Raw genomic sequence first — 9,958 nt, forward strand, 5'->3', positions numbered from 1 at the left:
GGAAGCGGGGGACGCCCGGTGATCACACTGCCGCGGTGCGCCCCGTGATCGGGCAGGCGCCGGCCGTCGCCGTCGCTGCCGCCGTACCGAAGGACGCGGTCCTGGCGGTGGGCGCCGTGCCGCCGATCTGCTGGAGGATCTCGTCGGAGAGCAGGTCCTCCTTGCCCTTGAGGGCGTCCGCGACCGTGAGGTCGGTGTTGAAGACCATCTCGGCGGCGACGTTGTCCTGGACGATGCGGGCCAGGTTGTCGAGGGCGACGAAGATCGGGTCCGAGGGGGTCTCCACGGTCGGCAGATCGATCAGGTGGGTGCCCACCTTCGCCTGGTTCATGGTGCGGCGGATGATGATGGACGCCTGGTTCAGCTCGGCCGTGGTCCAGATCGACAGGACGGTGACGTAGAGGTCGCTCCACGCCTTCTCGCCGATCAGCGCGCGCCACCGCTTCATGAGACCCTCGATGCCGGTGATCTGCGCGGTGGCGGCGAAGGTCATGTTGACGCGGATGGACGGGTAGACCGCCGCGGCGAACCGGTTGAACGACACCATGTCGAACGACTCGGCCGCGACCGAGGCGTCGATGAACTTGACGGCCTCACCGAGGATCTTGTCGCAGGAGTTCTCCAGGTCCAGGGGGAGGTTCGCGGTGCCGAGCCTGGTGTGTGCCGTCCGGAGTGTGGACTTGAAGGCGTTGAGCGGGGTGATCCAGCCCTTGTCGCCGGGCGCCTTGGTGACGACCATGTCGAGGTCGTGCGGGTCGATGCGGTCCGCGTTGGGGATGTTGGGGACCTGGTCGCTGAGGTAGGCGGCGAGCACCGAGAAGACGCCCAGGGGGACGTGGGCGATCGACTTGGCCAGTTCGAAGTACTCCGGGACCGGGTCGACGGTCTCGACCTGCTTGCCGTTGTTGATGAGGGTGAAGCGTCCGCCGACCGCGTTGTTGGAAACGATGATGACGGGACTGAGCTGCGTCGTCAGTTCGCTCTTGAGTGCCGCGTAGTTGGCGCGCATTCTCGCGTTGACGGCGCGTATCGCGTCGCGTGCCGCCTTCTCGTCGGTCGCGGTGACTCCCGCGGTGGCCGCCGAGGCGGTGGAGGCCGATTGGCCGGTGAACAGCGTTGCCGCCCCGACGGCCGACGCGGTACCCAGAAAACCTCTACGTGTTGCCATGCCCCGTTGTTCTGCTTTCTTCAGTGAGTGGAATTGCCATGTGGCGATGTGGGGGGGGGAACAGCGTGGGGGGAGTTCAGGGTGGGGGGATCTCAAGGTGGGGTATTTCAGGGTGGGGTGGTGAGGTGGGGACTCAGGTCAGGGACTTCTGCGACGGCACCACGACTCCGTAGAGGTCCTGGACCGTGGCGAGGGCCGCCTCGTGGACCTGCTCGGCGGGAATGCCGTTCGGCTTGCCCTTCAGCGGCAGCGGCCGGGTCGCGGAGGCGTCGGCGACCACCGTCGGGGCGTTGCCGTTGAGGAACGCGCCCTGAGCGGTGAACAGGGTGCACATGTTGGTCATGAATCCGGCGACGATGACGTTCTTGTGGCCGGCCTTCTCGACCTGTTCGGCGAGGTCGGTGCCGTGGAACGCGTTCGGGACGCTCTTCTCCACGACGGGCTCGCCCTTGGCCGGCTTGAGCGCCGGGATGATCTGGCCCGCCTTCGACTTCAGGTCGTAGCCCTTGTCGACGATGTGGATGACCGGCGTGTCCGCCGCGCGGGCCCGCTTCAGCAGCGCTTCGGCGTTGTCCACGGCCGGCTGCCAGCCGTCGAGTTCCATCACGCCGGACGTGTAGGTGTTCTGGTAGTCGACGAGGATGAGCGTCGCGTCGGAGAGCGTGGCCGGCGTCTCGTCGAACTTGTTGAGCTGCCGCAGCGTCGTCGTGTCCTTCGCGACGTCGGTGCCGGGGGTCGCGGTGGCGGCGGAGGCCGACGGCCGGTCCTCGGCGGTGGCGGCTTCGGAGTCACCGCCGCACGCGGTGGCGGTGACCGCGAGGACGGCGACGGCGGCGAGCGCGGCGGCCGGACGGGACGGCTTCATCAGGAGATCTCCTTCTGCGACGGAACGACGACCCCGTACAGGTCGGCGATGGTGGCGAGGGCGCTGCGGTGCACCTGGCAGGCGTCCAGTTCGGCGCCTGCGACCGGCAGCGCACGGGTGGCGCACGCGTCGGCGACGACCGTGGGGCGGTTGCCGCGCAGGAAGGCACCCTGGGCGGTGAAGGCCACGCACATGTGCGTCATGAAGCCGGCGATGACGAGGTCGGTGTGGCCGGCGACGTCGACGTGCTGGTCGAGGTCCGTACCGACGAACGCGTTCGGCGCCTTCTTGACGACGACGGGCTCCCCGTCGAGCGGTGCGACGCTCGGGTGGATCGCGCCGATCTCGGCCCGGATGTCGTACGGGGTTCCCTCGCCGCCGTCGTTGACGACGTGGACGACCTTCGCGCCCTCCTGGCGGGCCCGCGCCAGGAGCCGGGCACCGGCGTCCAGCGCGTCCTGCCAGCCGTCCAGTTCCATCACACCGGTCGTGTAGGTGTTCTGGTAGTCGATGAGGACCAGGGTCGAGCCGGCGAGCTTCGCGGGGGTGTCGTCGAAGCCGTTGAGCTGGCGCAGGGTTGTTCTGGGCATGGGTGACCGCCTGAAGTCATGTGTCGGGATGGGCAGTTCACCGACGCGGTGACCTGCGCTCATGACGTTATGGCCCCGCCGGTGGTGTCGGCAATGTCGTCTAACATGCAGATACCGACATCGCTGTCGCCGAGCGTGGGGGGTCTCGTGCACACCGTCAGCCGTCTGATCGTCATCGTCCTCTTCGAGGGCGTCGACCTGCTCGACGTCACCGGGCCACCGGAGGTGTTCTCCCTGGCCCGGCGGGAGACGGACGAGGCGGCGGGCTACGACGTCGTCCTCGCCGCCGAGACCATGGACCCGGTCACCACCGGCGCGGGGGTCCGCGTCCTGCCCGACGCCACCTTCGGCTCCCTGCTCACCAGGGCCGTCGACACCCTGATCGTGCCCGGCGCGGTCGAGGTGGACGACCAGCGCCATGTGCACCCGCTCACCGATCCCGGCGTGGTGGAGGTGGTGCGGCAACTGGCCGCCCGCACCCGGCGGGTGACGTCCGTCTGCGTCGGAGCGCACATCCTGGCGGCGGCCGGGCTGCTCGACGGCAAGCGCGCCACCACCCACTGGTCGACCGCTCGGCAACTGGCCGAGGACCATCCGGCCATCGAGGTCGACGCCGACCCGATCTTCATCCGCGAGGGCGATGTCTGGACCGGCGCGGGCATCAGCGCCTGCCTCGACCTCTCACTCGCTCTGATCGCCGACGACCTGGGTGAGGACGTCGCCCTGCGCGTCGCCCGGCAGCTCGTGATGTACCTGAAGCGGCCGAGCGGGCAGAGCCAGTTCAGCGTCCCCCTGGAGCAGGTCTCCACGACGCGGCGGGTCGAGGACCTCCGCCACCACATCATGCGCAACCTCGCCGAACCGCTCACCGTGGCCGACCTCGCCGCCCGCCTCCACGTCAGCGACCGCCAGCTCACCCGTATCTTCAAGACCGAACTCGGCACCACCCCGCACGCCTACATCGAGTCCGCCCGCGTCGAGGCGGCCCGCCACCAGCTCGAATCCACCGACGCCACCCTGGAACGGGTCGCCTCCGCCTGCGGCTTCGGCACCGTCGACACCCTGGTCAGGGCGTTCCGCCGCCGCCTCGACACGACCCCGACGGAGTACCGGCGCAGGTTCCGGACGAACTCGTCCGACAACCGGACGTGATGCACACGTCGACCTCGACCGTCAGGCAAGGTCCAGGCGACACCTCTTACGCGGGGCTGTTCCCCTTGTCGGGCTCTTCGAAGGCGACCGGGGCCTCGAAGGCCGCTCTGCGGGTGGCGCGGCGCAGGGCTCTGAGGACCGGGGTGCCCAGGGCGAGGGTGAGGACGACCGTCATCGCGGCGCGGCCGCCGTCCCAGCCCAGCGACGTGGCCAGGCAGTAGGCGAGGAAGCGGGCCAGGTTGGAGGCGACCGACGCGTCCGGGTCGAAGGCGATGTTCGAGGCGAGGGTGTTCATGAAGGTCCAGCCCGCCAGGTTCATCACCGTGCCGTAGGCGAAGGCGGCCAGGAAGCCGTAGGCGGCCAGCAGGAGGAGTTCGGCGCGGCCGCGCAGGCGGTCGGGGCCCGGCAGCAGGCCCGCGCCCATCGTGAACCAGCCCATCGCCAGCATCTGGAACGGCATCCACGGCCCCACCCCGCCGGTGAGCAGCGCGGACGCGAACATCGTGACCGAGCCGAGGACGAAGCCGAAGCCGGGGCCGAGGACCCGGCCGCTGAGGACCATGAGGAAGAACATCGGTTCCAGGCCCGCCGTCCCCGCGCCGATGGGGCGCAGCGCCGCGCCCGCCGCCGCCAGGACGCCGAGCATCGCGACCGCCTTGGGACCGAGGCCCGACTCCGAGATCGTCGCCGCCACTACCGCCACCAGCAGCACCAGCAGGCCCGCGAACAGCCACGGCGCGTCCTGGGCGTGCGCGTTGAGGGAGGCGTCCGGCGGGGCCAGGAAGGGCCAGCCGAAGCCGGCCGCGCCCACCGCGCTGACCAGGAGCAGCGCGGCGACCGAGCGGGGGCCCAGGCGGACGGCGCGGGCCTGGCGGTCGGGAGGGGTGACGGGGGAACCGGTCATGCCAGGGCCTCCCGTACCTGTGCGACCGTGAGCCACTTGCGGGGGGCCAGCACCTTCGCCACCTGCGGAGCGAAGGACGGGGAGGCCACCACCACGTCCGCCGCCGGGCCGTCGGCGATCACCTCGCCCTCGGCGAGCAGCACCACCCGGTGGGCCAGCTCGGCGGCCAGCTCCACGTCGTGCGTGGCCAGTACGATCGCGTGCCCCTCGGCCGCCAGCTCGCGCAGGATGCCGGCCAGCCGGGCCTTCGCCGCGTAGTCCAGCCCGCGCGTCGGCTCGTCCAGCAGGAGGAGGGGCGGCCGGGCGGTCAGGACGACGGACAGGGCGAGGGTCAGGCGCTGGCCCTCCGAGAGGTCCCTGGGGTGGGTGTCGTCCGTGACGCCGGGGAGCAGTTCGGTGAGGAGGGCGCGGCAGGTGCCGGGGGTCGCGTCCGCGTCCCGGTCGGCGGCCGCGCACTCGGCGGCGACCGTGTCGGCGTACAGCAGGTCCCGCGGCTCCTGGGGGACCAGGCCGACGCGGCGTACCAGGTCGCGGGGGGCCGTGCGGTGCGGCACGGCGTCGCCCGCCCGGACCGTACCGGACGACGGTGCGACGAGGCCGACGAGCGCGGAGAGGAGCGTCGACTTGCCCGCGCCGTTGCGGCCCATCAGGGCGACGGTCTCGCCGGGGGAGACGGTCAGGTCGATGTGGCGCAGGGCCTGGACGCGGTCGCGGCGCACGGCCAGGGAGCGGATCTCGGCGGCGTACGGGGCGGGGGCCGCGGCGGGCCCGGAGGCGGGCTTCGCGCGGAGCCGCCAACGGCGGGGAGCGGCGCCGAGGGCGGGCGGTGCGGGCAGTACGGACGTCGGCGCGGTGCGCTCCGGGATCCGGCGGTCGGCCAGCCGTTCCCGCAGCGGAGCCGCGCGGCGGCGGGCGTCGCGGACCGTCAGCGGCAGCGGGGACCAGCCGGCCAGCCTGCCGAGACCCACCACCGGCGGATAGACCGGGGACACGGCCATCACGTCCGCGGGGGCGCCGAGCACCGGCGCGGCACCCGGCCCCGGGAGCAGCACGACCTGGTCGGCGTACTGGATGACCCGCTCCAGCCGGTGCTCGGCCATCAGGACCGTCGTACCGAGGTCGTGCACGAGGCGCTGCAGGACGGCCAGGACCTCCTCGGCGGCGGCGGGGTCCAGGGCGGACGTCGGCTCGTCCAGGACCAGCACGTCGGGATGCGGGGTGAGGACCGAGCCGATGGCGACCCGCTGCTGCTGGCCGCCGGAGAGCGTGGCGATGGGACGGGCGCGGAGGTCGGAGAGGCCCAGGAGGTCGAGGGTCTCCTCGACCCGGCGGCGCATCACGTCGGGGGCCAGACCCAGCGACTCCATGCCGTAGGCCAGCTCGTCCTCCACGGTGTCCGTCACGAAGTGGGAGAGCGGGTCCTGGCCCACCGTGCCGACCACGTCGGCCAGTTCACGCGGCTTGTGGGTGCGGGTGTCGCGGCCGGCCACGGTGACCCGGCCGCGCAGCGTGCCGCCGGTGAAGTGCGGGACGAGGCCGCCGACCGCGCCGAGGACGGTGGACTTGCCGACACCGGACGGGCCCGCGAGGAGGACCAGTTCGCCCTCCGGGACCTCGAAGTCCACTCCCTGGACGACTGGGCGGGTCGTTCCGTCGTACGTGACCGACACGTTCTCGAAGCGGATCACGACGGCTCCTTCGCGGCGGTCTCGGGTGCGGGGGTGACGAACGCCGGGAGCAGGCCGACGAGGATCGCGGCGGCCGGCCACAGCGGGAGCGACGGCGCGACCAGCGGGACCACGCCCGGGTGCAGCGCCGCCGGGTCGCGGGCGGCGGCGAGGAACAGCGCCGCCGCGACCGCCACGCCGGATCCGGTCACCAGCCAGGCGCGGGCGTTCCAGCGGTCCGGGCGGTAGCGGGTGCGGACCGTGCGCCGTCCGCCCAGCCACAGGCCCGCGAGCGCCGCGGCGAGGCCGACGACCAGGACGGGGATGCCGTACGTGCCGCCCGCGGCGGTCAGCAGCCCGTACGTTCCCGCGCAGACGCCCAGCAGGCCGCCCAGGGTGAGGGCGGCGGTGGTACGGCGGACCCCGGTGGGGACCTGGGCGGTACGGCCGTAACCGCGGGCGTCCATCGCGGCGGCGAGGGCGACGGAGCGCTCCAGGGCGCCCTCGAGGACCGGGAGCCCGACCTGCAGCAGGCCGCGTACGCCGCTGTCGGGGCGGCCCCGGAGGCGGCGGGCGGCGCGCAGGCGCTGGACGTCGGCGATGAGGTTCGGCGCGAAGGTGAGGGCGACGACTACGGCGACGCCCATCTCGTACAGGGCGCCGGGGAGGGACTTGAGGAGGCGGGAGGGGTTGGCGAGGGCGTTCGCGGCGCCGACGCAGATGAGGAGCGTGGCGAGCTTCATCGCGTCGTACAGGGCGAAGGCGAGGCCCTCGGCGGTGACCCGGCCGCCCAGGCGGATGCCCTGCGCCCAGTCGGGGAGGGGGACTTCGGGGAGCGTGACGAGGGTGTGGGTGCCGGGGATGGGGGAGCCGAGGACCGTGGTGAAGAGGAGGCGGATGACGAGGACGGCCAGGGCGAGCTTGACGAAGGCGCCGTAGGAACGGGACCAGGGGGCGTGGGGGCGGCGGGAGATCACGACGTAGGCGGAGACGGCGACGAGGAGGGCGAGGAGCAGGGGGTTGGTGGTGCGGGTGGCGGCGGTACCGAGGGCCAGCGCCCAGAGCCACCAGGCGCCGGGGTGGAGGGGTGCGGTGCGCTGATGGCGGAGGGCCGGTGCGCTTGCCGGCGTCTGCCGGGTACCGCCTCTCCGTGGGACGGGCGCCGCCCCGGCGGCACGGCTGCCGGAAGAGGGCTCGGCAGGTTGCCCGTTACGGGGCATTCCTGCGCCGCCTCGCCTGCCAGGCTGTCGCTCCGGCCAGGGCCGCCACCACCGCGATGCCCGCGATCAGGCCGACGGACGGGCCGTCGTCACCGGTGTCGTCCTGGGCGGCCTGTCGGCCCGGGGATTCGGTGGCCGTCGGGTCGGCCTCCTGTGACACCTGCTCGCCGCAGCCCGACTTCGGGTAGCCGCCGATCGCGCACAGCAGCGCGCTGGTGTTGTAGCGGAGCGGGCCCGCGACGTCGGCCAGGGCGTCGGCCGTCGTGGCGTCCGGAGCGACCTGCGCGCAGGCCGTGCGCCGGGCCGGCGGGGTCTCGCCGGACGGCGCGTCGGCCGCCGTACCGAAGTCGAGGACGAGGGCGACCCGCTTGCTGCCGTCCTCGGCCGGGGTCTTCGCGCAGACCGACGCGAAGTCCGCGGCGCCGCGCGGCTTGGCGGCGTCGTCCGAGTTCGCGCTCACCGCGAAGCGGAAGCCCTGGACGTCGCCGTCCGAGGGGCGGACGAGGGACGGGCCCTGGGTGGCGTAGACCCACTGGTCGCCGTCGCGGTCCCAGAAGGACCAGTAGCGGTACCCGGCGGCCTGCGCCTGGCCCGCGCTCCCGATCAGCAGGAACGCGGCCAGGAAGAGGAGGACGACGCGGCGGGTCACGGCTGCCGCTTCTTGTTGCGGCCGCTGAGCAGGAAGCCGATGCCGATGCCGAAGACGAGGCAGACGCCGACGAACCACCAGACGCCGAACCCGGAGTCGTCGTTCTCGTTCTCGTCCGCGGCCTGGTCGCTCGCCGTGGCGGAGTCGCTCGCCTTCGCTCCCTGGGGCGCCGGCCCCGTCGCGTTGAGCCCCTCCACCAGGTCCGTGCCGCCGAAGTCGCGCGGATCGGTGCCCGTGGCGTGGGCGGCGAAGATCAGCTGGGCGTAGGCGGACGGGCCGCTCTCCTTCGCCCACTTCGCGGCGTTCTTCTCCAGCCAGGCCAGCGGTTCGGCCGCCTGGTCCGCGCCGCCCTGCGCGGCGAGCGCGACGACCGCGTCGGCGGTGTTGCCGTAGTCGGGCTGGTCGGGGGAGCCGCCGAGGGCGGACTTGAGGTGACCGTCCTCGGCGACGGCGCCGGCGAGGTACGCCGCGCCGTTCGCGGCGGCCTGAGCACGGTCGGGCTCGTCGGCGCAGGTGGCGGCGGCCGCCTTCTTGCCGGGCCCGGTGACCAGGCCCTTGCCGAGGGAGCCGAGGACGCCGGCGGCCGTGGCGTCGGCGTTGGGGAGCAGCTTGCCGTCCTTGTCGGGCTGGAAGGCGAAGGCGCCGTCGTCCTTGGAGCAGGGGAGGGCGAACGTCAGCAGGGCGTCGTACGGGGACTTGCCGTCCTTGGTGACCTTCGTGGGATCGGTGTCCGTGGCGGTCAGGGCGCCGATGACGAGGGAGGTGGAGTTCGCGTCGCTGGGTCCGCCGGGGGAGTAGCCCCAGCCACCGTCCTTGTTCTGCACGGACTTCAGCCAGTCGAGGGCGTCCTCGACGACGTCGCCGTGTCCGCCGACGGCCCACAGCGCCTGGACCGCGGCGGCGGTCTGGTTGGTGTCGACCATGGTCTTGGCGTCGCACGCCTTGGCGGGGTCGGCGCGGAACGGGGCGAAGGAGCCGTTCGCGCACTGCTGGCCGGTGAGCCACTCCACGGCCTTCGGCGACGGGATCACACCCACGGTGTCCTGCGCGAGCAGCGCGAAGGACTGGCGCCAGACGCCGTCGAACTGGGGGTCGCCGGTGCCGAACAGGGCCGCCGGCCTGGACGCGGAGGCGGACGGTGAGGGGTCGGCGGCGACCGCGGGCGCGGCGGCGGCGCCGATCACTGCTGCGGCGGCCAGGACCGCGGCGCTGCCTCGACGGCGGACGTTCATGATCGGCGGGTGCCTTTCCCTGTGCGGGACCGGGCAGCACGGGGCACCCCCGGCGGCTCGGCCCCGTATGCCTCGACGGTGCCCGTGCTCCGGCGGGCGCCGGGCACGTGAGCCGGTCACGTCCGCGCGGGGCATTCCGGCTGGCCGTCCGCGGAGGTCCCTGGGCGGGCGCGGGCGGTTCACGGTTGCGGGTCAGCGCCGGAATTGCACCGGCTTCCCCCCGTACGGGTGATGACGACGCCGCCACTTTACCCGCCCGGGGCGCGCGGCCGAGGGGCGGCCGGAGGGGGGAGCGGGGGCGGGTGCGCGGGCCCAGCTGATCCTCGCGCCGATCGTGACCCGGATTCCGGGCTCCGGCGGGCATCCGCCGGTGAGCGGTCCGGCCGGGCCGGCCGTGGGGCCCAAGGTGCTGCCGGGCGTGGGGCCCAGGGTGCTGCTGGGCGTGGGGCCCAGGGTGCTGCTGGGCGTGGGGCCCAGGGTGCTGCTGGGCGTGGGGCCCAGGGTGCTGCTG

General features: G+C 73.3%; 9 protein-coding genes and 1 riboswitch. Of the genes, 1 reads left to right on the forward strand and 8 read right to left on the reverse strand.

Features of this window, described 5'->3' with window-relative positions; genetic code table 11:
- Positions 1-22 precede the first annotated feature (22 nt).
- The 3 genes from ACFW01_RS32235 to ACFW01_RS32245 all read right to left on the reverse strand — a co-directional run bounded on the left by ACFW01_RS32235 (position 23) and on the right by ACFW01_RS32245 (position 2,623).
- The gene (locus ACFW01_RS32235) at positions 23-1,168 is read right to left on the reverse strand and encodes a hypothetical protein (protein WP_234954221.1); all 1,146 of its coding nucleotides are present in this window, start codon (positions 1,166-1,168) and stop codon (positions 23-25) included.
- Between the two features lie 133 nt (positions 1,169-1,301).
- A complete protein-coding gene (locus tag ACFW01_RS32240; RefSeq protein WP_384509583.1) occupies positions 1,302-2,033 on the reverse strand; it encodes a cysteine hydrolase family protein in 732 nt (243 codons plus the stop codon).
- Complete coding sequence (locus tag ACFW01_RS32245; protein ID WP_234954217.1) at positions 2,033-2,623, reverse strand: cysteine hydrolase family protein; 591 nt, start codon at positions 2,621-2,623, stop codon at positions 2,033-2,035. The genes ACFW01_RS32240 and ACFW01_RS32245 overlap by 1 nt, the downstream gene beginning before the upstream one ends.
- A 147-nt stretch (positions 2,624-2,770) precedes the next feature.
- On the opposite strand from ACFW01_RS32245, the gene ACFW01_RS32250 reads away from it, so the two are divergent.
- The gene (locus ACFW01_RS32250; RefSeq protein WP_384509621.1) at positions 2,771-3,775 is read left to right on the forward strand and encodes a GlxA family transcriptional regulator; all 1,005 of its coding nucleotides are present in this window, start codon (positions 2,771-2,773) and stop codon (positions 3,773-3,775) included.
- Positions 3,776-3,821: 46 nt separating this feature from the next.
- Here the strand turns inward: ACFW01_RS32250 and ACFW01_RS32255 are convergent, their stop codons facing one another.
- Genes ACFW01_RS32255 through ACFW01_RS32275 form a run of 5 tightly spaced genes read right to left on the reverse strand, consistent with a single transcriptional unit; the run spans position 3,822 to position 9,447 of the window.
- Positions 3,822-4,679: an ECF transporter S component gene (locus ACFW01_RS32255; RefSeq protein ID WP_384509587.1), complete on the reverse strand. Its 858-nt coding sequence runs from the start codon at positions 4,677-4,679 to the stop codon at positions 3,822-3,824.
- Positions 4,676-6,367, reverse strand: coding sequence for an ABC transporter ATP-binding protein (locus ACFW01_RS32260; protein WP_384509590.1), 1,692 nt, complete (start codon positions 6,365-6,367; stop codon positions 4,676-4,678). The genes ACFW01_RS32255 and ACFW01_RS32260 overlap by 4 nt, the downstream gene beginning before the upstream one ends.
- Positions 6,364-7,566 (reverse strand): energy-coupling factor transporter transmembrane component T, encoded by a 1,203-nt coding sequence (locus ACFW01_RS32265; protein WP_384509593.1) that lies wholly within the window; start codon positions 7,564-7,566, stop codon positions 6,364-6,366. Before ACFW01_RS32265 ends, ACFW01_RS32260 begins: the two co-directional genes overlap by 4 nt.
- The gene (locus ACFW01_RS32270; protein WP_384509596.1) at positions 7,556-8,215 is read right to left on the reverse strand and encodes an SCO2322 family protein; all 660 of its coding nucleotides are present in this window, start codon (positions 8,213-8,215) and stop codon (positions 7,556-7,558) included. Before ACFW01_RS32270 ends, ACFW01_RS32265 begins: the two co-directional genes overlap by 11 nt.
- A complete protein-coding gene (locus tag ACFW01_RS32275) occupies positions 8,212-9,447 on the reverse strand; it encodes a prenyltransferase/squalene oxidase repeat-containing protein (protein WP_384509599.1) in 1,236 nt (411 codons plus the stop codon). The genes ACFW01_RS32270 and ACFW01_RS32275 overlap by 4 nt, the downstream gene beginning before the upstream one ends.
- A gap of 129 nt (positions 9,448-9,576) precedes the next feature.
- Positions 9,577-9,667: riboswitch (cobalamin riboswitch) on the reverse strand.
- Positions 9,668-9,958: the final 291 nt, after the last annotated feature.

This window comes from Streptomyces sp. NPDC058985 (genome assembly GCF_042740985.1).
Taxonomy (GTDB): domain Bacteria; phylum Actinomycetota; class Actinomycetes; order Streptomycetales; family Streptomycetaceae; genus Streptomyces.

What these genes read in the sequence shown, in the direction of transcription:
- ACFW01_RS32235 (WP_234954221.1), bottom strand. Translation starts at nt 1,168, where the DNA reads ATGGCAACACGTAGAGGTTTTCTGGGTACCGCGTCGGCCGTCGGGGCG.
- ACFW01_RS32240 (WP_384509583.1), bottom strand. Translation starts at nt 2,033, where the DNA reads ATGAAGCCGTCCCGTCCGGCCGCCGCGCTCGCCGCCGTCGCCGTCCTC.
- ACFW01_RS32245 (WP_234954217.1), bottom strand. Translation starts at nt 2,623, where the DNA reads ATGCCCAGAACAACCCTGCGCCAGCTCAACGGCTTCGACGACACCCCC.
- ACFW01_RS32255 (WP_384509587.1), bottom strand. Translation starts at nt 4,679, where the DNA reads ATGACCGGTTCCCCCGTCACCCCTCCCGACCGCCAGGCCCGCGCCGTC.
- ACFW01_RS32265 (WP_384509593.1), bottom strand. Translation starts at nt 7,566, where the DNA reads ATGCCCCGTAACGGGCAACCTGCCGAGCCCTCTTCCGGCAGCCGTGCC.
- ACFW01_RS32275 (WP_384509599.1), bottom strand. Translation starts at nt 9,447, where the DNA reads ATGAACGTCCGCCGTCGAGGCAGCGCCGCGGTCCTGGCCGCCGCAGCA.